This window comes from Tolypothrix bouteillei VB521301 (assembly GCF_000760695.4).
Classification (GTDB): Bacteria; Cyanobacteriota; Cyanobacteriia; order Cyanobacteriales; family Nostocaceae; genus Scytonema; species Scytonema bouteillei_A.
In genome coordinates, this window is the sequence record NZ_JHEG04000001.1 from 1,835,493 (window position 1) to 1,858,745 (window position 23,253).

Consider the following 23,253-nt stretch of genomic DNA (forward strand, 5'->3'; position numbering starts at 1 on the left):
AAAAACAACATGACGATTTCACTTAATAAATTACTACAATTGTTAATTCTGACACTGATATTTCCTTTATTTTTTCTTAATGGATGGCTCGCATTTAGATTTTTTCAATACTTTCAACCTATTGTCACAACTCTGGTCTTAGCAACTCTACTAGCTTTTATTTTAAATTACCCAGTTTCCATTCTAGAAAAACAGGGAATTAAGCGTAATTATGCAGTTACATTAGTTTTTATCATTACTTTAATTATTTTATTGGCTTTGGGTTTGACATTGATCCCTATTATTTCACAACAATTCTATGACATGGATAATCTGCTTCCAGAATGGATTAATTCTGGAGAACAAAAATTTCAAATTTTTAATAACTGGACAGTTAGCCACGGGTTCAACTGGAATTTCAATCAAATATTTACTCAAATAGCAAATCGTTTACCTGATGAATTAGAGTATCTTGTTGATAAACTCTTTAGTCTTGTCATAGAAACAATTGATAGTATTTCGGAAGCTTTAATTACTATAGTACTAACTTTCTATCTTTTATTGGATGGTGGAAAAATCTGGGAAGGAATATTTAAAAAGCTACCTTTGACTTTTGGCCAACAACTGAAACACTCAGTTCAGCGAAATTTTCAAAACTACTTAATCGGTCAAATAGCATTGGCTTTGTTGATGGGATTTTCACTGACTGTAGTATTTCTGCTTCTCAACGTTCAGTTTGCTTTACTCTTTGGTTTGGGAGTGGGAATTTTAAGTTTAATTCCTTTTGGTGATGTTGCAAGTCTTGCCATAGTGACTTTAATAATAGTGTCGCACAACTTTTGGCTAGCAGTTAGGGTTTTGGGTGTTTCTGTGGTTGTAGACCAAGCGATCGATCAAGCGATCGCACCTCGACTTTTAGGTAGTTTTACTGGATTGAGACCGATATGGGTTTTAATTTCCTTGTTAGTAGGAACATATATTGGTGGAGTGTTGGGATTATTAATTGCTGTTCCTGTAGCTGGCGTAATTAAAGACGCTGTTAACGGTTGGTCATCCGTATCTGATTATTCTCAGAATGAGATCGAGGGTAAAGAATTGGCAGAAATAAAGGAGAGTTAATTGCTAATTGCTAATGGCTAATTGCTAATGGCTAATTGCCCTCCCTTGTATCTCCTTACGGAGACGCTTCGTATCGCGAAGCTATGACCTTAAGGGCTATACGCCAGTCGCCAGGGTGCGGGAAACCCACCGGAGCACGCCGATCTTACCATTAGCCATTAGCCATTAGCCGTTAGCCATTAGCAGTAAATCAATCTATCATAGAAGTCGCTGTCCCACCAGGATTGCCCAATTTATCTAAATTCTATGGATCTCAATCACCTACTGATTTGGTTAGTGTGTCTGTCGTGTGTTTCAACCATAGTGAATGCAGCACTTATTTCTGCTAAAAACAATCGTGGTTGGATTGCAATCTCTGTAGTTGTCTTAAGTGTTACAGCAATCAGTGCTTACGCTACACCAGCCGCAGCTGGCTTGATTGGTGGGTTTCTGTGGGTGATTTTAATAGTCGCACCTAACATTGGTAACAGAAAAGTCGATCAACTGAGCGCCCAACAAAATTTTGGTCAAGCCAGTAAATTAGCTAAATTTATTTCCCTGTTACATCCTGCAGATGGCTGGCGAGAACGACCAGAATTGTTACGTGCTCTAGAATTGGCGCAGAATGGGAATTTTGCTGAAGCGAGTGCAATTCTAGAGCGTCACAAAAGCGCTCAAACACCGACTGGTCGCTCTGCGATCGCAACTTTATATCAAATAGAAGGTCGTTGGGAAGACTTGTTGCTATGGGTACAGGATAATTTATCAGCTGAAACGTTACGTAAGGACTTCGATACACTAAACAGCTACTTAAGAGCGCTTGGGGAAACTGGCAACTTAAATAGTATGCTTTTAACCTGGGAACGCTACGAACGCACTTTTGAGAAAATACTTAATATAAGAACGCGAAACCTCGCACGTTTGTTTGTTTTTGCCTTTTGCGGTGAAACACAACAAGTCATGAAATTACTTAGCAGTTCGCTATTTAACTATTCTGATACTATTAAAATATTTTGGCTAGCAACGGCTGACCAAGCAGCAGGAAAAGACATAATTGCTCGCGAGCAATTTTTAAGTATAAGTGATGGCAGCGATCTTCGCATCCAAAAAGCAGTCGCAAGACGTTTATCCAATCCTGTTGTTGAAGCTGAAACGGTTTTAACTGAGAGAAGCAAACAAATTTTATCTAGAATCAGTACTGAAATGGAATCTGAAGCTAGATATAACGGTAGAGTTGGTGTTAAGCCACGCCAACCATTTGCCACCTATCTTATTATCGGTTTAAATTTACTGGTCTTTGGTCTTGAGGTGAAGCTCGGAGGAAGTACTAACCTTGATAATTTATATAATTTAGGTGCGTTAGTTCCTAAAGAAGTCGTTGCGGGAGAATGGTGGCGTTTATTCGCTGCTGCTTTTCTTCACTATGGTTTTTTGCACCTTGCACTTAATATGCTAGGTCTTTATTTGTTTGGTCGTTTGGTAGAATTTGCGATCGGACTTCCTCGATTTGTTCTGTTATATTTTACCAGTGCGATCGGCTCCATGCTAGCTGTAACCTTTATGTCACTTAAAGGTTATTCTCAGACAAATTTTGCAGTTGGTGCTTCTGGATGCGTCATGGGGCTTGTTGGTGCTTTTGCTGCTATTTTGTTACTTGACTGGCAAAGGAAAAAAACGCGCATTGCTGCTAGAAGTTTGCGAGGAATTATTACACTGATTGTTTTGCAAGTCATTTTCGATTTAACAACACCACAGATTAGTTTTGTTGGTCATACTTCTGGCTTAATTGTTGGATTTTTCGTAGGGCTGCTTTTGAAGAAAATCTAAGGGAGAAGACATATTTGAGCTATGTATACTATATGAAGTCGATGTATTAATTTTGCTTGGCAACAATCTTTCTAAAGACGCGCTGTTTGAAGTGTCTCTACATATCTGAAACAACCTTAACCAAGCAGTCTTGAGTCCGCGCAGGCGGACTTGGTTTGTATAACCGCGATTACGAACATCGCTAGGCTAAAAAGAAAAAAATTCCCTGGTATTGCTACCAGGGTTAAGATTTTGTACCATTTCACCAAATGTTTACCTTGATGGACCTCTAAAAATTCCCTTGCTTGGCAAGAGTTGAGAGGGTCTTTAAATGCTACCAAAAAGTCTGAGTATGAAGGATAAAGGTTTTTTATACTTTATCCTTTACACTTATCCTTTAATTAGCCAAGATTTGCAAGTAACAACTCTCGACTTTGAGACTTCGTAACTTTTACTTGTCCGTCGTCATCAACATCAACGTTGGCTGTATCGCCTTCTGCAATCTCCCCGGAAAGCATAGCCTCAGCAAGTGAATCTTCTAGCAGGCGCATAATTGCCCGACGTAACGGTCTAGCACCATAACTGGGGTCATATCCTTCCTGTATAACGCGCTCTTTGAAGCGATCGCTCACTTCCAGACTAATTCCTTTCTCGGTCAAGCGGCTGGCAACTTCGCGCAACATAATGTCGGCAATTTGCTTGATTTCGTCTTTCTTCAACTGAGTGAAGACGATGATTTCATCAAGACGGTTGAGGAACTCGGGACGGAAGAAAGATTTTAATTCTTCATTTACCAAGCTGCGGATGCGGTTGTAGCTTGCTTCGGCTGCATCGTCTGCAAACTGGAAGCCTAAGCCACCGCCACCTTTCTCAATCACCTTGGAACCAATGTTAGAGGTCATGATGATCAGCGTGTTCTTAAAGTCTACGGTACGACCTTTAGCATCAGTCAAGCGACCATCTTCTAAGATTTGCAGCAGCATATTAAATACATCGGGATGTGCTTTTTCAATTTCATCAAATAGCACTACCGTGTATGGTTTGCGACGTACTGCTTCCGTCAGTTGTCCGCCTTCGTCAAATCCCACGTAACCGGGAGGCGAACCGATCAGCTTGGAAACTGTATGGCGCTCCATGTATTCGGACATATCTAGCCGAATCATTGCATCTTCTGAACCAAAGAAGTAGGAAGCCAACGCTTTGGTTAATTCTGTCTTACCAACTCCCGTAGGACCGGAGAAGATAAAGCTGGCAATGGGTCGGTTGGGATTTTTTAAACCAACTCTTGCACGACGGATGGCTCTAGAAACTGCAGTAACTGCTTGCTCTTGACCGATCAAACGCTGGTGTAAAGTATCTTCTAAGTGCAACAGTAATTCAGATTCGGATTCGGTCAGCTTGTTAACGGGTACGCCAGTCCAAGAAGCAACAATTTGAGCAATATCTTCTTCATCAACAATAGGGCTATTGACAGCCTTATCATTTTGTGATATCTCTCTTAACTGTGCCTCAAGCTCTAACTCGCGATCGCGCAGTTCCCCTGCCTTATCAAAATCTTGCATCCGAACCGCTTCGTCTTTGGATTTGCTGACTCTTGCCAACTCTTTCTTAATCTCGCGATTTGCGGGGTTTGAAGAATAGCGAAGGCGAACGCGAGAACCAGCTTCATCAATCAAGTCAATAGCTTTATCGGGTAAAAAGCGATCGCTAATGTAACGATCTGACAACTTAGCTGCAGCTACCAACGCTTCATCAGAGATTTGAACTCTGTGGTGGCTTTCGTAGGCAGAACGCAAACCATAGAGAATTTCAATAGTTTCCTCTACCGATGGTTCACCTATCATAATCGGTTGGAAACGACGCTCAAGAGCGGCGTCACGCTCAATGTGCTTGCGATACTCATCAAGAGTTGTTGCACCAATGCACTGGAGTTCACCTCTAGCCAGTGCTGGCTTGAGGATATTCGCAGCATCCATACCGCCTTCAGTACCACCAGCACCAACTAAAGTGTGAATTTCATCGATCACCAGGATGATATTACCGGACGAGCGAATTTCATCCATGATTTTCTTCAAGCGTTCTTCAAAATCGCCACGGAAGCGAGTCCCCGCCACCAGTAACCCCATATCGAGGCTGATGACTTGCTTATCTTGTAGAATATCAGGTATATCTTGATTGACAATACGTTGAGCGAGACCTTCTGCGATCGCCGTTTTACCAACTCCTGGTTCGCCAATTAAAACGGGATTGTTCTTCGTGCGACGACCCAGAATTTGAACTGCACGCTCAATTTCTTTCTCACGACCCACAACAGGATCGAGCTTACCTTCTTTAGCTAGCTTGGTTAGATTTTTACCAAATTCCTCTAAAGTGAGAGACTGGTTGCGGCGTTGACCGTTGCTGCTACCAACGCGACTTCCAGAAACCGATGTCGCTTCGCCTAAATTGCGAATCACTGCGGTACGGACTTGTGAGAGATCCAGTCCGAGATTTTGCAGGACTTTAGCGGCGACACCTTCACCAGCCTCAGTCAACCCTAACAGTAAGTGTTCGGTACTGATGTAGTTATGTCCCAGACTGCGAGCTTCCTTAAACGCTTGCTCAAACAGGCTTTTCACTTTGGGAGTGAAAGGAATTTCCGGGGGGACAAAGCCAGAGCCCCGACCAATAATTCTTTCTACTTCGCGACGTGCATCTTTGAGAGTAACGCCCAAGTCGGTCAGCACTTTGGCAGCAACCCCTGTTCCTTCGCCAATCAAACCCAAGAGAATTTGCTCCGTGCCTACGAAGTTGTGCCCCAGGCGACGCGCCTCTTCCTGGGCTAGCATAATGACTTTTATAGCTTCAGATGTGAAGTGTTCAAACATAGCGGGTACTTGCTCCCTTGCTGCTTGGGCTTCGGGTGATGTAACTCACCCTCACCTGAACATTTGTTTACTTTACTTAATGACAATGTATCTTTATTCAAAGGTGACTGACAGTAGTGAGACCCGTAAGAGATAAGGTGTATTAGCCGATGAGGTTAATCGTTAGTCGTTAGTGGTTAGTCGTTAGTGGTAATTTTTAAACAAGCGACTTCTAACTACTAACACTTTTTCATTGTAAATTTTATGAGTGCAGGAAACAAAGAGCAACAGCATCCTCTCTACAATCGCGATCGCCCCATCATCGACACTTTGCTAACTCAAGAGGCTACTGATTATAATTTAGCAGAATTAGCTAGATTGCGAATGCGCTATCAAGGTTTCCCTGGTGCCAGAGACATTCAACGGGATCTAAACCAGATTTTACAGCAATGGGGTCTTACCGAAGAACAATTGTTTGAGAAAACTCGCCAGTTGCACAGCCTTGGGGGTATTTACAAGAGTCGCGGCAAACGAGAAGAAGAAGATTGGAACTAGGAATGTGTGAATTTTGGATTGGCAATGAGGATTGGGGATTAGTACTTCTCCCTTGTCCCCAGTGTCTCCCCACTCCCCCTACTCCCCTCTCGTCTCACGATGCTGTCTGAGTTGTTTTAAAAGATTTTCTTGGGATGACGGGGAATGAGTAGACGTTGTAACTGATTCGAGTTGTTGAGGTGGTTGAGCGGGGAGTCGATCGAAACTTCTTATCACCTTAGGAGCGACATCATCAATGACGATTTGCTGCCGATCTACACTTGGAGTACCAGTTGTAAAGGTAATTGATGTTGGTAAAGCAGTTTTAACGGGACCGAGCTCGCTATCTAACGGAATGTTAAATGTCATCTGTGGTAACTTCGTAGTTGTGGGGGGAGTTCCAGTCTTGGAATTGTGAACGACAGCTTTGATGGAATCCAAAGTTGTGGCAACACGTATATCCTGCTGCATTTCTTGTGTGGAAGATACCAAGCTACTCAAACCATTAACAAGTTGTCTGAGATTTTGCCGAAAAGCTGGATCTCCTGTTAATTCGTCTAAATCCGATGTGATTTTCTGGGTATTCTCAAAGGTTACCCTTGCAGAATCTAGAGTTTGTTGCAGTACCAATAAATTGTTGGAATTGTTGAGAGTGTTGGTCACATCGCGCAAGTTGGCAGACGCTTGAGCAGCGTTTGCCGAGAGAGTTTCTAAATTTTGCAGTAATTGCCCTTGGGTAACGCGATTGACAGTAGGCGATAAGCTGCTGACTGTTTGACGCAACGCATTACTAGTTTCAGTAATATTATTTAACGCGGCAACTAGTGAAGAACGGTTTTCTCCAAGTGCAGTATCAAGGTTGTTAATCAGTTTATTAGCTTGATTGGCCGTTAAACGGATTTCCCTCGCTGTCTCACCAAATTGACTGGCTGTACCACTAAACTGCCCTACCGTTCTACTAATTTGGTTTAAGGTTTGGGTTGTGGATGACGTCAGTTGAGTTGTCGAGCGTTGAATTGTACCTGTCGTTGCGGAAATACCAATAATTTGTTGTTGTAAGCTTTTGCTTAAAACATTCAAGTTGCGGCTCAATTGAGCAACACTTTCTGCCGCCACTGCAGTATTTTCCACAGCTTTATTCACATTTTTATAAAATTGTGGATTAGTGTACAGGGTTGCTAAATCTGTTGTTGTGCGAATAAGTTCGTCAAGACTGATGCCAATTTGACCTTTTAACCGAGAACCATTACAAACAATGACCTGGGAATTGCAATTTTTGTCCAAGGGTTTAGTAGAATCCCCAGAGGGAATCAACTTTGTTCTTGGAGTAATATCAACAACACTTTCACTAATCAACCCTGATTGATTGGCTTCAACTTTCACATCATTGGGAATAACGAGGTTGGGATCGCCAATTTCAATTTCCACTTCAACATTATTTGGACCGGGTCTAATGTCGGATATTCTGCCTACTTTCACACCGCGATACCTAACAACTGCGCCTTTTTGCATTCCTCCAGCATTAGCAAATTCAACAATAGCTTTATAGGAATTGCGTGCAGCAGTCACTCTATTTAACCATACAAAAATTAGACCGAAGACACCCAATCCTAGTAAAAGCAATAGTCCTACAGAACCTTCTCGAAATGTTCGCGATCGCATATCAATTCTCCTCTCTATAAATTTTAGATTTTAAATCTTGGATGGAAGACCAATCGAAAATCCAAAATCCAAAATCGTTCTAGCCAATAACCTGAATTGGTCCAGTTACACTCCCGCTCATAAACTGTTTAATCAAAGGATGGTCTGTTTTATCCAATTCACTCACTGTACCTTGCCATTGCACTTTACCTTGATAGAGAAACACCAATCTATCAGCCGTGCGACGAATAGTGCTCTCTTGGTGAGTTACAATAGCATAAGTACCACAAACTCCTTGTGTACATTGCAAATGCCGGATTAAATCTTCTATCACCGTAGAAGCAATGGGATCTAATCCGGCTGTTGGTTCATCGTATAGCAAAACTTCTGGAGTGTCTTTAGGGTTATCGGGATTAGACATGATAGCACGAGCGAAACTAACCCGTTTTCTCATACCCCCAGAAAGTTCGGCTGGAAAACGGTCGCCTATTCCCCCCAACCCAACCATTTCTAATTTTTCATTAACCAGTTCTCGAACCCTCTGACGGGGAAGTTTTGAGTGTTGATAGAGTAAAAAACCTACATTTTCCTCAACTGTCAAAGAATCAAACAATGCTGCTTGTTGAAATACCATACCAATACCAACTGGATCTCTAGCATCTTCAATCAAACCCTCTCTTCGTTCTCCTTGTATGTAAATCTCTCCTTCATCGGGAGAAAGCAATCCAGCAATAACTCGTAGAATTGTTGACTTACCAGTACCGCTAGGACCAATAATTCCCAGTGCATCTCCTCGGTCAATCGTCAAATCTACATTATCTAGTACTTTATTGCTACCAAAAGACTTTGAAACGCCTTTTAGTTCAATTAATGGTTTGGTCATTGTTAATGTTTAGTGGTTAGTGGTGAACCCAGTCCTGTTGGTGGGTTGCCTGCGAGCGCAACTTCGCATCGCGTAGCGTGTGCTTTGCACGTAGGACACAGGAGATCCCCCTCACGAATACCCCTTACGGGCATAGCAGAAAGGCAACGCGTAGCGCGACGAGAGCTTCTCCGTAAGGAGATAGGGTTAGTAGTTAGTAGGAGGGCGCAAGCCGCCCCACCCGTACATGATTAGTGGTTAGTGGGAGATAAACTACTAACTACTAACTACTAACTACTAACAAAAATGGAAAATCTTGATGTCATAGTCATTGGAAGTGGTATCGGCGGGTTAACTGCTGCTGCATTACTTGCTCGTTATGGTAAGCGGGTCGTTGTTTGTGAAAGCCACACAGTTCCGGGAGGCGCTGCACATAGCTTTAAACGACGGGGGTTTGAATTTGATTCTGGCCCTTCATTCTATTGTGGGCTGACTGGTGCCAAGAGTTTAAATCCTGTCAAACAGGTTTTAGACGCTTTGGGTGAATCTTTACAAACTGTAGCTTATGACCCCCTCGGTCATTATCACTTGCCAAATATTTCTTTTCCGGTTTATAGCAATGCAGAACGTTATTGTGAAGAAATAGCCAAAACGACACCCCAAGGTGCTAAGGAGTGGAAGCGGTTTGCAGACCGCTTGCTACCTTTATACGAGGCGATGAAAGATATTCCTTCTTTGGCTTTAAGGGCTGATTGGCAGTTAGTACCCGTCTTAGTTGGGCAGTACTTACCGTCTTTATTGAAAATGTTACCTAACCTGCTGCTCGTGCAATCTTCTGTAGGTAATGTGATGGATGCAACAGTAAAAGATCCTTGGGTAAGGCAGCTGATCGATTTGGAATGTTTTTTATTATCTGGTTTAAAGGCACATGGCACTATTGCTCCTGAGGTCGCTTTCATGTTGGGTGAACGTTCCCGTACTCGTGTGGAGTATCCCATCGGTGGAAGTGGCGCAATCGTCAACGCTTTGGTTCGAGGATTCCAGCGTTGGGGTGGTGAATTGTTATTGGGTCATCATGTCGAGCGAATTCTTGTAGAAACTTGTGGTTCCAAGACGGAAGATGATGAAACAAACTACCCAGTACAACAAGAGCGGAGGCATTATGGAGCATCTCCACGTAAGGTTACTGGTGTGCGCCTCAAAAACGGTCAAACTCTCAAAGCACCCGTGGTTATTTCCAATGCCAGTCTTTGGAATACATACTCTCATCTGCTACAACCTGAAGATTTGCCTTCATCTTTCTGCCAAACAGCTTTAGGTACACCGGCTGTTGACAGTTTTATGCACTTGCATTTAGGCATTCATGCTGGGGATTTAGAAAATTTAACAGGGCATCATGTCGTTGTTCTTGATGGCGATCGAGATATGACAGCACCCGGAAATACCTGTATGATATCTATTCCTAGCGTATGGGATGCAACGCTAGCACCAGAAGGTCATCATGTCGTTCATGCCTATACTTTGGAACCTTTTACTGGGTGGGAACGGAATGATAGTTACGAACAAAATAAGCAATCAAAAGCACAAGCTTTATATCGAGCCTTAGAGCGAATTATCCCAAATATCAGGGAACGTGTCGTGTTAGAACTGATTGGCACACCTTTAACTCACGCTTATTATTTGCGGAGGTATCGCGGAACTTACGGTCCAGCCATTGAAGCGGGTAAGGGGATGTTTCCAGGACCGCAAACACCAATACCAGGTTTGTACCGAGTCGGTGATAGTACGATGCCTGGAATTGGTGTGCCAGCTGTAGCAGCGTCTGGTATTTTGTGCGCGAACACACTCGTTATGCCACGGCAAACACAGGAGTTATTGAAAAATTTATAAGAAAAACGTCTCTTAATTCTTAAGGTTGAGGTTCTTACAGACCTCAGCCACCCCATTTAAAACATTCTCTTAAGAGTTTCTTCAAAATTGTGTTTCCGAAATCGATGAATTGCTCGGTGATTCTAAGGATACAAACAATTAAAGGAAATAAATATGACTGCTGGTAATCAAGTAACTGCTTCTGCTCAACTTAACAAGCCAGTTCTTAAAGAAGGTTCTAAAGGTGAAGTTGTAAAAGAACTACAAAAGTTGTTATTACAATATGGTGCTTTTGTATTTCTTGGTCCTGATGGTGCTTGTGTATTTCCTGGTGAAGAAGTTATTGACGGCGTATTTGGTGCTAAGACGAAAAATGCAGTCATTCTCTTTCAAGGTAAGGTTTTTCTTGCACAAGATGGAGTTGTTGGCAACAAGACTTGGCAAGCACTTTTTAAAGGTGCGCCTGTTGATATGCCAATTCTGAAAAAAGGTAGCAAGGGTGAAGTCGTTAAGAAAGTGCAAGAAAGACTGTCACTCGCGGGTGACTATAACGGTGCTATTGATGGTGACTTTGGTAGTGGGACAGAAACTGCAGTAAAATCCTTGCAAAAACGTACTGGATTGCCTGTAGATGGAATTATCGGCGATCGCACTTGGTTCGAGTTAAGCAAAGTCAATACTGTGTTCTGCTAAAGGTGAGCAAGCTTAAAAAGTACATTGAAGCTCAAAAAGGGAAATAAAAACACGGGGCTTTAGCTCTACGGGTCGAGCTTTACCCCCTGCGTTTTAACCCTGCAGTAGTGTACACAAGTCTTCTAAGGTGCATTAAAAGCGGTTTCGATCCCCCCTAACCCCCCGATAAATTGGGGGGAACTTTATTCCAATTCTCCCTTTTGACGATGTTTCATCTCTTTTTTAGAGATCTGTACACCACTGTAGACGTTTTAACCAGGGATAAAGCTCGACCGTAATATGTTCTACAGTACTCAATCTACGCTCGATCGCCGATCGCTGCTAACCCAAGTCCGTACAACACGACCTTGGATCTGTTGACCGAACCAAGGCGTGTTAGTTGACAGCGTGTAAAGATTTTTCTTTTCGACTTTCCAGTTTGCTTGAGGATCGTATAGTATCATTTCTACTTTTTGCCCTGGTGCGATCGCACTGGGTTGTTGCTGCAAGCACTCTGCAGGACGGGTACTTAAAGCTCTCCACAATTCAACAGCTGTCCATTCCCCACTTTCCACAAGATACTGCCAGAGAAAAGGAAACGCTAATTCAAAACCAATTGCACCAGGTGGGGCTTCAGCAAAAGCTACAGTTTTTTCTTCATAGGTATAGGGTGAATGGTCAATAGCGATCGCATCGATGTCACCTGTTTTTACTGCTTGCCGCAAAGCCGCTAAATCTTGAGAGTTTCCTAAAGGTGGTTCCAATCGCAGACTCGGATCGTAACTTTTTACTGCTTTTGTATCCAATAAAAGATGCATCCAAGTTGTACTGGCAGTCACGGGTACGCCTCTAGCTTTTGCCGAAGCAATAAGTTCAACACTGCGAGCAGTAGAAACACGCATAATGTGTACTGGTACGCCTATAGGAGAAGCTAATTCTAATAAAGCAGCAATAGCAGAAGTTTCAGAACTCATAGGTATAAAAGGTAACCCCAACCGGATCGCATCTAAACCTTCCCTTACGACTCCATTTCCTTTTAACTCCGGATTGCAACAGTAAAAAGCGATCGGTTTCCCCAAAGGTTGGACATATTCCAAAACTCGCCGCACCAAGGCAAAATTTTCCCAAGGATGACCGTCTGTAAAACCAACTACCCCTGCGGCTGTTAGATCTGCCAATTCGGTCATCTGCTTACCAACGACTTTCTCAGTTATGGCACCCCAAAGATTCACAAGAGGAAGAGATATAGGGGAAGAAATGTCTCCTTGTCCCTCTAACATTTTGCTTTTCTGCAACAACTGTGCAACAACAGAGGGATCGTCAATAGCTGGGGATGTATCAGGTAATATATTAATTCTTGTAAAACCTCCAGCAGAAGCAGCTTGCATGAGAGAAAAAAGACTTTCCCTTTCTTCAAACCCAGGTTCTCCAGAATGACTGTATAAATCCACCAATCCCGGTCCCAGAATTAACCCCTGACAATTTTTGATATGGGTATCATTTGGCAGATCGGAAATGTTATCGGCAACAAACCCAATTACGCCGTCCTTAATCAGCACATCAGTAATGCGGTCAATCCCAGATACCGGGTCAATAACCCTGACTTGTTGTAGCAGTTCGCTTGTCATTTTACCTGTACGCTATTAGCTATTAGCTATCAGCTTGCATTTATTCAAATATCAGCTTTGTACAAGTTTACAGTTTTTTAGGCATTCTGCTAATTATGCTACAATGCGCCTGCTGCTGTTTTATCCAATACACCTCCACCTAAGTGAGCGGTAATGTTCATTGCTTGCAGTACTGGCAAACTATTAGTACCCGATGGGTAATCGATAACGCTAACTGCACCATTTCCTTGACGGAAATTCCAGAATTGTTCTGAAGACAAACCCAGAATATGACAGAGTAAAGTTTTATTAGTCGCATCGTGAGCGACGACCAAGCCGGTTTTAAGACCCTTTGCTAATGCTGTTTCTACAATAGCTTGCCATGCTATGACAGCACGATCCCAAACTTGCTGCAAATTTTCCCCTTCTGGCATCTGCACTTCGGCAGGTATTGTACGCCAGCGATGCAGTTCGCCGGGAAATTCTTGCTCAATTTCTTCTTCTAATTTTCCTTCCCAAAGCCCGTGGCTGATTTCTCTCAAACCATCATATAGTTGCAATTCTAGATGGGGATGAGATGCCAAAATAATTTCTGCTGTTTCTTTAGGACGCAGCATTGGACTACTCACGGCAAAATCAATGGCAACATCTTTGAGAAATTGGGAAGCTTTCTGAGCCTGCTGTCTGCCATTATCATTTAGAGGAACATCAATTTGACCTTGAAATCTTGTTTGGCGGTTCCACTCAGTTTCTCCATGCCGCACTAATAATAATCGTACCCCTTGATGATTGGGTCTTAAGGAGGGTAAAGTTTCTCCAAGGTGTTGGGTTTGATTGAGAGATTCCAGTTGGACTGATTCCTCCAAACCTCCAGCAAAATTGAGGACGGTAATATTACAGTTGGATTGTTGTATGGAATGGTAGCGAGATGCGGGAATCGAAAGTGCCGTGCCAATCAAAGCACGATTAATACCGTTATGTCCAACAATCAGAATAGTTTCACCTTGATGGCGTTGTAAAGCCTCTTGCCAAAATTGACGCGCTTGTTCGTATAAAGCTAGGACGGGAAAGAATTCTTTGGTTTCTTCACCATTTTGAATTAGCATTTGGAGTCGATCCGGTGTTTCCTGCCAAATGCGATAGTCTTCAGGAAACTTCTCCTTAACTTCAGCACTCGCCAACCCTTGCCATAAAGGAAGGTCAATTTCTAGTAACTTTTCAGAAGTTTGGGGAACAGGACATTGTTTGGAATGATTGGCTAATTCTTGATGAATAGTCTCTGCTGTGTATTTGGCTCGTTGTAGGGGGCTAGTGTATATTGCGCTAAATGCGATATTAGCAAGAGCTTTGCCCACTTTAGCCGAATCAGCACGACCTTGTTCTGTGAGCTTGGATGCATCAGTACGTCCTTGTATGCGTTTTTCGGCGTTGTATGTGCTTTGACCGTGACGCACAATAATCACACGGGTCACTTTTTGCCCTCCTCTATTTTCAGTGCGCGAACAAAACCCTTGTTACTAATAGATACTTGTCCCTAAGTACAGGGCAGTGTTCCAATAGTAAATGCGATCGCAGGGGGTTTACTTGCGTAACATAATAAAAAGAGTATCATCCATTGCCTCGTGAGATGATTGCGACTCAATATATTTCTTGAACTAAATATAAGAGTCCCTCTAGATTTTTGGGCTCAAGCCTAAAATCCGGAGGGACCAGATGACTGATTGAGTTTTTCCAAAATTTCGATTACCTTATTGCAGAACAGATCTACGTGAAATCTAGGATTTCTACCTAGGTGTCACTTGGACTTCCACTGCATTGCCATTCTCAAATGGCTGGTTGCCTCCTTGTGGTATGATAACGTTGTTTGAATTAAACCTGTCATTCTGACGCAACTCAACGCGATCGCTAATCGGTATAACACCTGTTGGCGCAACCTGAACCCCTGTCCTTGAACTGTTACCTGCATTTAGATCTGAAAAAAATCTTGAGTAATCGTTCTCAGCCGACCTATTGCCGATCCCAGTTAAAGAGCCACCCTGGATGGTGTAGTTTTCCTGGTTGGATTGTGGTGTCTGCAAAGATTGTCCGTATGCTGTACCACATATCCCGATAGTTGCTGCCATAGCAGTCAAAGCAGCGATAGCTCCAGTATTCATTGTCTTCACCTAACTTCCAAATTCTTTGACGCCCGATGATACTATAAGAATATTCTGTTTACTTCTTATTGTAAGCTTAGCTACAAAAAAATCAGTATACCGGAATACATATTCTTTAAAACTCAGACACGTTATAACTTTAGGTTGATATAACACTGTAAGTTGGCGATCGCGATCGGTATTTAATAAGATATTGATTGATTTTCAGGAGCGTTGCATTAATATAGCATTTTTAAAATATCAGTCAAAAGCGAGATTTATCAACTCCTTCTACCCCTACCTACACTACTTGAAAATTTTTATAAATTTTTTATAATTCCTATTTTTAGGATATCAAGATTTTTCTTAAATATTCTTTGTGTATTTCTTCTTAGAAAAAATTCAAAAAATTTGAATCTTGAGAAAATAAAGATACATTTTGTAATAAAAGTGTTTTCTATCCTTAACTAGTAAATGTACGAAAAATTTGTAAAAAACACTCAGAAATCAACTGAAAATGAAAGAAAAAGTTGCTCACATAAGTATATTTCCAAACCTAAACAGGAGTTACATAGGACTCCTATATACTCTTTTAGTCAAGAAGCTCACCGAAATTTAACTGCTGTAAAAGCGATAAAACTTTACCAGAAGTAGAACGCGATCGCTAACCTCCAAAATGGAAATAAAACAGATGTCTTTGTTTTCAACCCAAGACGATTGCAAGTCTTTACAAAAGAAAAAAAAAGCTAAACTAGGACGCTATGGACGTATCCAAAGAGAACTGGAAACATCAGATCGAGATCCCTACAAAGTCTTGATTGAATGTGAGCCGCCACCACTAGCAGCCTATAACTACAAATTTGTGGATTTGTTTTGCGGTGCGGGGGGAATGACACAGGGTTTTGCTCAAGCTGGATTTCAGCCAGTCGCAAGTGTAGAAGTCAATGAAATTGCTTCTGCTACTCATAAAATGAACTTTCCCAAGTGTCACCATTTTTGTGGCGATATAGAAAAATTTGATTCGCATCAATGGTTGTCTGAAATTAATTCGCCTGAAATCCATCTTGTTGTGGGTGGACCGCCATGTCAGGGATTTTCTGTTGCAGGAAAACGGGACTCTAAAGACCCTCGGAATCGGTTGTTTCGTGAATTTGTGCGAGTTGTTTCGGAAATCCAACCCTGGTATGTTGTTATGGAAAATGTACCGGGAATTTTAACGATCGATAAGGGGGCTCTCAGGGAAGAAATTTGCCAAGCTTTTGCAAGTATTGGTTATCCTCATGTATCTGTTGCTATTTTAGAATCTGCAGCATATGGAGTTCCTCAAATTCGCCCCAGAGCCATTTTTATTGCCAATCGATTTGGCATGGCAAACCCGTATCCAAAAGTACAATTGTTATCTGACCAATACAAACCCATTGAATCAGCAATTGCCGATTTGCCAGAGTATACACCTATACCAGAGATTAACCATCAATGGACTCGTCATTCTCCTGAGTATATGGAAAGAATTGCTCAAGTTCCACCAGGAGGTTCTTTATACACAAAATATGTTGATGCTTTCAAGCGTCAATACCCAGGGTTACCCAGTATGACAGTCAAAGAAAACCATGGTGGAACACACATTCATCCTTATCTCAATCGCGTAATTTCAGCACGCGAAATGGCAAGGTTGCAAACATTTCCAGATACATTTCTTTTTGCAGGTTCCATGAAAAAAGCAATGTGGCAAATTGGAAATGCCGTACCGCCTCGCCTAGTAGAGTGTATTGGGTACGGGCTCATTCCTTCCTTAAATGAAATATACAGAAACCTCTCGCAAGAGGAAATAAACTAACAATGCCTTCTAAGATAGAACTTCTACCCCCCATCAATGCTAAGTGCGTGCGGGAAAATGGCAAACAATTTTATGTGGACACTTTGGGAAACCGTTTTCCCAGCGTGACAACCATACTAAATGTTACAAAACCGCAAGAGGAACGCGACAGACTCAACAATTGGAAATTTCGTGTTGGGATGGAAGAAGCAACTCGTATTTCCACAACAGCAAGCCGTCGGGGAACTCAAACTCACAAACAAATTGAACGTTATTTGCTTGGAAAGAACGTTGATTGTCCTGAAGCGAGTCTTCCTTATTGGGAAAGTATCAAGCCTGTCTTAGAAGAAATTGATACAATAAGACTTGTGGAAGGTTCGGTGTTTCACTACAACAAAAGCTATTCTGGTAAAGTCGATTGTGTCGCTAGTTATAAGGGTGTACCTTGTATTTGTGAGTGGAAGACATCAGATAAGCCTAAAGAATCGATTGAGCGATTGTACGAATATCCATTGCAACTAACGGCTTATTTAGGAGCAGTGAACGATTACTATCGAGATTATGGTATTAAGATAGATCGTGCTTTGTTAGTTGTGGCAATTCCGGAGAGAGAGGCTGAGATATTTTGGTTTGAACCAGAAGCCATGCAAGGGTATTGGGAAAAATGGGAAAAAAGGGTTGTTGAGTATTGGCAAAGAATGGGTAACGAATACAATAAGTAGCATAGCTGAGGGTACTAGTTACGTGCTGATTTCTTCGTTAAACTAAGATATCTAGAACCTTTTGCAAAGAAAGTAGGATAAGAGCGGAATAGATATTAATTGCCTGTAGCAAAAATTTGTTCTGCAGTTAGCTGTATATCTTTGAATGTAGGTGATATGATACGGTCACTACCTCGAAATTGGGTAGGTTTTTGATATTGGTTTCTACTAGATGATAACAGGTAAATCGATATTGTCGGTTGCTTTGGATTGCCAATATAATCTCGACCTCCTAAGCCTAAATAATCTACAATCCAGTATTCTGGGATACCTAATGTACTGTAGTCTTCGACTTTTCGCGCATAATCATTTTGCCAGTTAGTACTGACGACTTCTACTACGAGTTTGACAGAAGTTCCTAAAGTAATGACAGGTTCATCTTGCCATAAAGGTTCATTAACAATTGTAGCTTTATCTAGCACTACGACATCAGGACGGAAAGCTGTTGTTGTGCCTAGAGGTTTTATTAAACAACGTGTAGGTGTAAACCAACCAACGCTCAATCGATCTATTTCAACATTCACTTTTCGTAAGATAAAAGCAGCTACTTCTTCATGTGGTCCGGTTGGTTCCATATCAAGAAGTTCTCCGTCAATTAATTCGTAGCGTTCATTATCTCCATATTTAGTCATGAAGTCATCAAATGTCAGGAGTTTCGGAACAGCTTTTGTCATCGCAATCGCACCTCCTTATTTGTTTTGTCGTTCGCACTAAGTCTACCGATACTCAGCTTCAATACTGAATCTAATAGTAGGGGAAGGACAACGCCAACCCTGTCTGCTAGATCTGACAGGAAGACAACCTTGCGATAAGCCGGGTACGGCTTGCGCCAAGGGCGATCGCATTGCTTCCGACGAGATATCATCGGGTTTGTAAAACCACCAATCTCCCCTACTCTCGGATCTTGAGACAGCTGTCAATTTGCGTGTAGGGTATCTCTGCTTGTTGTAAAAGCTCGCTAAAGTCCTTTCTCGTAAACTATTGCTGCGAGGATTCATTTCCTGAGCCCAGGTACAAGTTGCGTTAATATTCCATAAAATAGCAGTCGCTATAAAAAATAAAGTTGGAAATTTATTTTTACCCATACTTCTGATTGAGCAGAAAATAGCAATTCAACATTTGCCTTTACAGAGTCTCTACATTGGCATTTCCAGGTATAGCTGAGAAAGAGAAGACGCTGTCAATACTATGAAATAAATCTCAAAATTGGAGCCATCTATCACTCAAGCACCGCCAAGACAGATTTCGGTAATAATTTATCTTTAAACCAAATAATACGAGCAGGTACATCATTCAATTTAACACCTGCTTTTTCCAAATTCAATCGCTCAGAAATAGCTAAAATCAAATTATGAGACTGAGCGCGACGCACCTGTGCAAACTTTTTTTGCAAATACTCCGGTCGCCAATATCCTACAATTTCTAATAAAAAGGAGCGTCCGTCGGGATGAACCAATCTAAAATCCGGAATCATTACACTTCCAGGTATCGGAATTAAGTCAACTTCTCGCTCCAGTACCCAATCAGTTTTGAGAGCATCCCACTTATCAGCAAAAGAATGCTCTAACATACTGTCATACGGTTTCCCTGGGGGATAATGAGTCACCAAACCGCAATCAGAATTCAAAGTAAACCGCCCTGTTTTCCAAGTATTGGTGTAAACATCCCGAATTTGAAGCGTAGCAGCAAGACTCCATTTTGTAACATGAAGTAAAGCTGGTATAAGTTTAGCAATTGCCAAACCATACCGCGTACTGGGAGTAAACAAACTTGTAGGACCATCAATTGTAATCGTAAATCCGTGGTCAGCATCTCCCTCTATGTAAGACATTAATTGAAACAATTTGAGATATCGAAACAAAAGCTTGTATTGTCCCGGAACGTTTCGATGAGCGTTAATTGTTAATTGGCTCGCCTTATAAAACACCCCCTGTACCTGAGATAAGTTGTAGCGGTGTAACAAACTTTCTGACTGCGGTGCATCAAAAGCAGTTAAAATTTTATTCTCAGATAAATCCGCATACAATCCATTACGCACCTGTTCCGACACAACTTCCCGTTCGAGTTCGCGACTTAATTCATCAGCGATCGCTTGCAAAGTCACCTCTGTCAATTCACGGCTTGGAACAGACTTAGCCGCCAAAGCAAAAACCTTTTCTCTTAACATTTGAGGTTCCAAAGGACTAACCACCTCAAACGTGCAAAAACTGCTTTTTAAAATATAAGCCAAACCACGCTTTATCTTGTAATCTGGAGTATCACCCTCAAACTCCAACAGTTGGCGCTCGAGAACTCCTTGAGAACTACTCACCGCCTTTTGAAAAAAACCAATCAACTCCGTTGCTATCTCTAAATTTTTATCATCAACCTTCAACCTCTTAGGAAGAATTTCTTCCCCATTTTGTCTGTGACTGAGTAAATCAGTTGGTAACATCTTCTTGCTTTTGGATTTTAGATTTTAGATTCTGGATTTTCAGTCTTATAATTCAAATCCAACTGTTCGGCTGCTTTATAACTTTTCCCCTGACCGCTTCCATAAACCACCTGCAAATTCTCTCTTCCCCGCTCTCCTGACTCCTTGCTTCTCTGCTTTCTTTCAACACCGCGCCTCCTAGCCGAAGTCCCTTCCTCAGTTGTATTCTCAGCCACCACCTCATACAACACTGCTTGCTTGTTCCCTTCTTTCCCCCTTCTCAAAACCCTTCCCAAACGTTGAATGTACTCCCTTGCCGAACCAGTTCCTGATAAAATAATAGCAACAGAAGCTGAAGGCACATCTACACCCTCATTCAACACGTGAGAAGCCACCAAAGTCCTATACTCTCCCTCCCGAAATTTCGTTAAAATTTCATGCCGTTCTTTGACAGGAGTTTGATGAGTAATCGCAGGAATTAACAATTCTTGAGAAATGCGATAAACCGTCGCATTATCAGCAGTAAAAATTAAAACTCGTTCCGGATAATGCTGTGTTAATAAATCTAACAAAATTCGCAATTTTCCATCAGTTCCCAAAGCAATTTCCTTAGCTTCACGATGTGCTAGCATTGCCCTACGTCCTGCTTGAGAACGCGCACTCATTTGCACAAATCTTTGCCAACCTTGCATGCTACCCAAAGAAATTTTTGATTCTTTCAAAAAATCATTGCGAGTTTGAATCAATTGATTGTATTTTTCCCGTTCTTGTTGTGAAAGTTTGACTTTAATTTGGACAATTTCGTGTTCTGCTAGGGCTTTACCCGCGAGTTCCTCAGCCCTTTTACGATAAACCTCCGGTCCTATTAAAATATTTAAATCCGCATGCTTCCCATCAGTTCGTTCTGGTGTAGCCGATAATCCCAAACGATAGGGTGCGATCGCATATTCAGCAATTACGCGGTTAAAATCCGTTGGTAGGTGGTGACATTCATCAAAAATCAGCAAAGCGTACCGATCCCCAAGTGTTTCTGCATGAATGGCTGCACTATCGTAAGTTGACACGAGAATGGGTGTTTTATCCCGAGAACCACCTCCTAACAGTCCCACTTCAGCGTCAGGAAATGCTGCTTTTAAATGAGCGTACCACTGGTGCATTAAATCCAGGGTTGGGACAACAATCAGAGTCGTGCGAGGCGTCGATTGCATTGCCATCTGCGCTAAATAAGTCTTTCCGGCTGCTGTTGGTAGTACCACTACCCCCTGTCTTCCCGCCAACTTCCAAGCGGCTAGCGCCTCGCTTTGGTGGGGATAGGGCTCCATTTCCAAACTTGAAGCCAACTCTATTGGGTAAAACTCTTTAGCCTCGTCAATAAAACTGGTGTTTTCTGCTTGTAGCGCTTCTACCAAAGGACGGTATTGAATGGCTGGAATCCGAAATTTTTCTACCCTGTCATCCCACGTAGCAAAATCCATCCAGCCTTTACCGCGAGGTGGTGGATGCAAAATTAATGTGCCACGATCAAAGGTTAATGTAGGGGTGCGACCCATATAAATGCTTTTTCCTACTCTTGAAACTGGGAACTGAGGACTAGAGATTGGGATTGGAAGACAATCCAGCGATCGGTCTCTTGCACCGAGTTCTTTCATTAAATATTAATAACGTAATTATACGTATGATAAATCGGAATGGCTCAGATAAAACACAAGTTAATGCATTTATCAACCAGATCAAATCCCACTGGAAAAGACCCCCCAGTCTTTTTGACTCTTACAATGTCCAGCGTCATCGCTTTACTCTCAAGCGACTGCGACTGCAAGCGCAGCTTATGCTAATTGTTGGTTTAACAGTTATTGCATTTTTCTTGTGGCTTAACGTACAACCTTCAGGTAAATTTTCTGCGCTTACTCTTGGAGTTTGTATAGAAATAATAATCGGTACTTGTTTGTTTTTCTCCAAAACTCAACTCGGTTACCGTCACCCTCACCTTATCTTTTTAAGTTTAAGTTGGTCTGTAACTTGTATCAATCAAATTGGTACCGCTTTACTTTTTCATGTGATTGAGCCAAGAATAGGCATTTGGAATTTAATGTTTCTCACTCAAGCAACGATGGTTCCTGTCCTGTGGCATCTCCATATGATTTCTCAAATAGGAACTATCTTTTGTTACCTGACCTTATACGGACTGTTTCATCCCACTCTAAAATATCCGTTTCCCTATTATGTCGAACAAGGATTGTATTTATTCTGGACTTGTGTTATTTGTAATTTGTCTGTTTATTTTTACGATAAATTACGAAAAGAAGAATTTCACACTCGCAAAGATTTAGAAGTCGCTCAGGAAAAGTCAGATAAATTATTACTCAATATTTTGCCAGAAACCATCGCGTCTAAATTGAAGCACCAGCGAACTACAATTGCCGATCATTTTCATGAAGTGACAGTTTTGTTTGCAGATATTGTTGGCTTTACAGAACTTTCAAGTCATACCTCTCCAACGGAATTGGTCGAGTTACTAAATGAAATTTTTTCCAAATTTGACAAACTAGCAGAACAGCATGGAGTAGAAAAAATTAAAACAATTGGTGATGCTTACATGGCTGTAGCCGGATTACCCATTCCCCGTAGCGACCACGCACTTACAATGGCTAAGATGGCATTGGATATGCAACGCACCATACAACAGTTTAACCAAGAGAGAGATTTGTCGTTTCGCATCCGAATTGGTATTAGTACCGGACCTGTGGTAGCAGGTGTGATTGGTTTGAAGAAGTTTACTTACGATCTTTGGGGAGATACTGTCAATACAGCGAGTCGAATGGAGTCTCACGGAATAGCTGACTGCATTCAAGTTTGTGAAGCGAGTTATGAGCGCTTAAAAGATAAGTTTTTGCTGGAAAAACGGGGTTTAATTTCTGTTAAAGGTAAAGGAAAAATGATGACATATTTACTGAAAGCAGAATATATTAAGAATTAATATGTTTTTTAACAAAAAGTAAAAAAAGATAAACGAATTGAAGCAATTGTGACACTAAAATTTATACAAACTTAATGTTATAGGTAGTCGATAAGACAAAACACAGATATGTGAAAAAATGTAAACTTACTTAGTTAGGAGTTGCACTTTAGCACTAAAGCGCAACTCCTAACCAGCAATCATTATTTCCATCAATTTACTTAAATATGACAAGTTATCACGGTTTTCTGCAATACA

Annotated in this window: 18 protein-coding genes; 8 read left to right on the plus strand and 10 right to left on the minus strand. The window is 41.7% G+C overall.

Features of this window, described 5'->3' with window-relative positions:
- Positions 1-9 precede the first annotated feature (9 nt).
- Positions 10-1,098 carry an AI-2E family transporter gene (locus tag HC643_RS07395; protein ID WP_038087336.1) on the plus strand — a complete coding sequence of 363 codons (1,089 nt, stop codon included), beginning with the start codon at positions 10-12 and terminating at the stop codon, positions 1,096-1,098.
- Positions 1,099-1,344: 246 nt separating this feature from the next.
- Positions 1,345-2,904: a rhomboid family intramembrane serine protease gene (locus tag HC643_RS07400; protein WP_038087339.1), complete on the plus strand. Its 1,560-nt coding sequence runs from the start codon at positions 1,345-1,347 to the stop codon at positions 2,902-2,904.
- Positions 2,905-3,284: 380 nt separating this feature from the next.
- Here the strand turns inward: HC643_RS07400 and HC643_RS07405 are convergent, their stop codons facing one another.
- On the minus strand, positions 3,285-5,750 hold the full coding sequence (locus HC643_RS07405; RefSeq protein ID WP_038087343.1) for an ATP-dependent Clp protease ATP-binding subunit: 2,466 nt from the start codon (positions 5,748-5,750) through the stop codon (positions 3,285-3,287).
- A gap of 243 nt (positions 5,751-5,993) precedes the next feature.
- Between HC643_RS07405 and HC643_RS07410 the strand changes: the two genes are divergently transcribed.
- The gene (locus HC643_RS07410; RefSeq protein ID WP_038087346.1) at positions 5,994-6,284 is read left to right on the plus strand and encodes a DUF3288 family protein; all 291 of its coding nucleotides are present in this window, start codon (positions 5,994-5,996) and stop codon (positions 6,282-6,284) included.
- A gap of 78 nt (positions 6,285-6,362) precedes the next feature.
- Here the strand turns inward: HC643_RS07410 and HC643_RS07415 are convergent, their stop codons facing one another.
- Together HC643_RS07415 and HC643_RS07420 are read right to left on the minus strand one after the other, a co-directional pair.
- Positions 6,363-7,925 (minus strand): MlaD family protein, encoded by a 1,563-nt coding sequence (locus HC643_RS07415; RefSeq protein WP_038087348.1) that lies wholly within the window; start codon positions 7,923-7,925, stop codon positions 6,363-6,365.
- Positions 7,926-8,004: 79 nt separating this feature from the next.
- A complete protein-coding gene (locus HC643_RS07420; RefSeq protein WP_038087351.1) occupies positions 8,005-8,787 on the minus strand; it encodes an ABC transporter ATP-binding protein in 783 nt (260 codons plus the stop codon).
- A gap of 285 nt (positions 8,788-9,072) precedes the next feature.
- On the opposite strand from HC643_RS07420, the gene HC643_RS07425 reads away from it, so the two are divergent.
- Both HC643_RS07425 and HC643_RS07430 read left to right on the plus strand, forming a co-directional pair.
- Complete coding sequence (locus HC643_RS07425; RefSeq protein WP_038087354.1) at positions 9,073-10,656, plus strand: phytoene desaturase family protein; 1,584 nt, start codon at positions 9,073-9,075, stop codon at positions 10,654-10,656.
- A 153-nt stretch (positions 10,657-10,809) separates the two neighbouring features.
- Entirely contained in the window at positions 10,810-11,328 is a 519-nt protein-coding gene (locus HC643_RS07430) for a peptidoglycan-binding domain-containing protein (RefSeq protein ID WP_038087357.1), read from the plus strand.
- A 293-nt stretch (positions 11,329-11,621) separates the two neighbouring features.
- Here the strand turns inward: HC643_RS07430 and HC643_RS07435 are convergent, their stop codons facing one another.
- The 3 genes from HC643_RS07435 to HC643_RS07445 form a co-directional block, all read right to left on the minus strand.
- On the minus strand, positions 11,622-12,935 hold the full coding sequence (locus HC643_RS07435) for a dihydroorotase (protein WP_038087364.1): 1,314 nt from the start codon (positions 12,933-12,935) through the stop codon (positions 11,622-11,624).
- A gap of 98 nt (positions 12,936-13,033) precedes the next feature.
- A complete protein-coding gene (locus HC643_RS07440; RefSeq protein WP_038087366.1) occupies positions 13,034-14,386 on the minus strand; it encodes a histidine phosphatase family protein in 1,353 nt (450 codons plus the stop codon).
- Positions 14,387-14,698: 312 nt separating this feature from the next.
- Positions 14,699-15,070, minus strand: a complete 372-nt coding sequence (locus HC643_RS07445; protein WP_050046320.1) for a hypothetical protein — start codon at positions 15,068-15,070, stop codon at positions 14,699-14,701.
- A 670-nt stretch (positions 15,071-15,740) separates the two neighbouring features.
- Here HC643_RS07445 and HC643_RS07450 point away from each other — a divergent pair.
- Both HC643_RS07450 and HC643_RS07455 read left to right on the plus strand, forming a co-directional pair.
- Complete coding sequence (locus HC643_RS07450; protein ID WP_237265847.1) at positions 15,741-16,886, plus strand: DNA cytosine methyltransferase; 1,146 nt, start codon at positions 15,741-15,743, stop codon at positions 16,884-16,886.
- Positions 16,887-16,888: 2 nt separating this feature from the next.
- Entirely contained in the window at positions 16,889-17,587 is a 699-nt protein-coding gene (locus HC643_RS07455; protein ID WP_038087371.1) for a PD-(D/E)XK nuclease family protein, read from the plus strand.
- A 95-nt stretch (positions 17,588-17,682) separates the two neighbouring features.
- Here the strand turns inward: HC643_RS07455 and HC643_RS07460 are convergent, their stop codons facing one another.
- The 4 genes from HC643_RS07460 to HC643_RS07475 all read right to left on the minus strand — a co-directional run bounded on the left by HC643_RS07460 (position 17,683) and on the right by HC643_RS07475 (position 21,589).
- The gene (locus HC643_RS07460; RefSeq protein ID WP_038087373.1) at positions 17,683-18,300 is read right to left on the minus strand and encodes a Uma2 family endonuclease; all 618 of its coding nucleotides are present in this window, start codon (positions 18,298-18,300) and stop codon (positions 17,683-17,685) included.
- Between the two features lie 42 nt (positions 18,301-18,342).
- Entirely contained in the window at positions 18,343-18,711 is a 369-nt protein-coding gene (locus HC643_RS07465; RefSeq protein ID WP_050046319.1) for a hypothetical protein, read from the minus strand.
- 134 nt (positions 18,712-18,845) lie between these two features.
- Positions 18,846-20,060, minus strand: a complete 1,215-nt coding sequence (locus tag HC643_RS07470; RefSeq protein WP_038087376.1) for a DUF790 family protein — start codon at positions 20,058-20,060, stop codon at positions 18,846-18,848.
- 17 nt (positions 20,061-20,077) lie between these two features.
- On the minus strand, positions 20,078-21,589 hold the full coding sequence (locus tag HC643_RS07475) for a DEAD/DEAH box helicase family protein (RefSeq protein WP_038087378.1): 1,512 nt from the start codon (positions 21,587-21,589) through the stop codon (positions 20,078-20,080).
- Between the two features lie 125 nt (positions 21,590-21,714).
- On the opposite strand from HC643_RS07475, the gene HC643_RS07480 reads away from it, so the two are divergent.
- Positions 21,715-23,016 carry an adenylate/guanylate cyclase domain-containing protein gene (locus HC643_RS07480; protein WP_038087380.1) on the plus strand — a complete coding sequence of 434 codons (1,302 nt, stop codon included), beginning with the start codon at positions 21,715-21,717 and terminating at the stop codon, positions 23,014-23,016.
- Positions 23,017-23,253 lie beyond the last annotated feature (237 nt).

Bases quoted from the DNA above. Each gene is read 5' to 3' on its own strand.
- HC643_RS07430 (WP_038087357.1), top strand. From the start codon at position 10,810: ATGACTGCTGGTAATCAAGTAACTGCTTCTGCTCAACTTAACAAGCCA.
- HC643_RS07460 (WP_038087373.1), bottom strand. From the start codon at position 18,300: ATGACAAAAGCTGTTCCGAAACTCCTGACATTTGATGACTTCATGACT.
- HC643_RS07415 (WP_038087348.1), bottom strand. From the start codon at position 7,925: ATGCGATCGCGAACATTTCGAGAAGGTTCTGTAGGACTATTGCTTTTA.
- HC643_RS07445 (WP_050046320.1), bottom strand. From the start codon at position 15,070: ATGAATACTGGAGCTATCGCTGCTTTGACTGCTATGGCAGCAACTATC.
- HC643_RS07470 (WP_038087376.1), bottom strand. From the start codon at position 20,060: ATGTTACCAACTGATTTACTCAGTCACAGACAAAATGGGGAAGAAATT.
- HC643_RS07410 (WP_038087346.1), top strand. From the start codon at position 5,994: ATGAGTGCAGGAAACAAAGAGCAACAGCATCCTCTCTACAATCGCGAT.
- HC643_RS07425 (WP_038087354.1), top strand. From the start codon at position 9,073: ATGGAAAATCTTGATGTCATAGTCATTGGAAGTGGTATCGGCGGGTTA.
- HC643_RS07420 (WP_038087351.1), bottom strand. From the start codon at position 8,787: ATGACCAAACCATTAATTGAACTAAAAGGCGTTTCAAAGTCTTTTGGT.
- HC643_RS07435 (WP_038087364.1), bottom strand. From the start codon at position 12,935: ATGACAAGCGAACTGCTACAACAAGTCAGGGTTATTGACCCGGTATCT.
- HC643_RS07475 (WP_038087378.1), bottom strand. From the start codon at position 21,589: ATGGGTCGCACCCCTACATTAACCTTTGATCGTGGCACATTAATTTTG.
- HC643_RS07395 (WP_038087336.1), top strand. From the start codon at position 10: ATGACGATTTCACTTAATAAATTACTACAATTGTTAATTCTGACACTG.
- HC643_RS07465 (WP_050046319.1), bottom strand. From the start codon at position 18,711: ATGGGTAAAAATAAATTTCCAACTTTATTTTTTATAGCGACTGCTATT.
- HC643_RS07455 (WP_038087371.1), top strand. From the start codon at position 16,889: ATGCCTTCTAAGATAGAACTTCTACCCCCCATCAATGCTAAGTGCGTG.
- HC643_RS07405 (WP_038087343.1), bottom strand. From the start codon at position 5,750: ATGTTTGAACACTTCACATCTGAAGCTATAAAAGTCATTATGCTAGCC.
- HC643_RS07480 (WP_038087380.1), top strand. From the start codon at position 21,715: ATGATAAATCGGAATGGCTCAGATAAAACACAAGTTAATGCATTTATC.
- HC643_RS07400 (WP_038087339.1), top strand. From the start codon at position 1,345: ATGGATCTCAATCACCTACTGATTTGGTTAGTGTGTCTGTCGTGTGTT.
- HC643_RS07450 (WP_237265847.1), top strand. From the start codon at position 15,741: ATGTCTTTGTTTTCAACCCAAGACGATTGCAAGTCTTTACAAAAGAAA.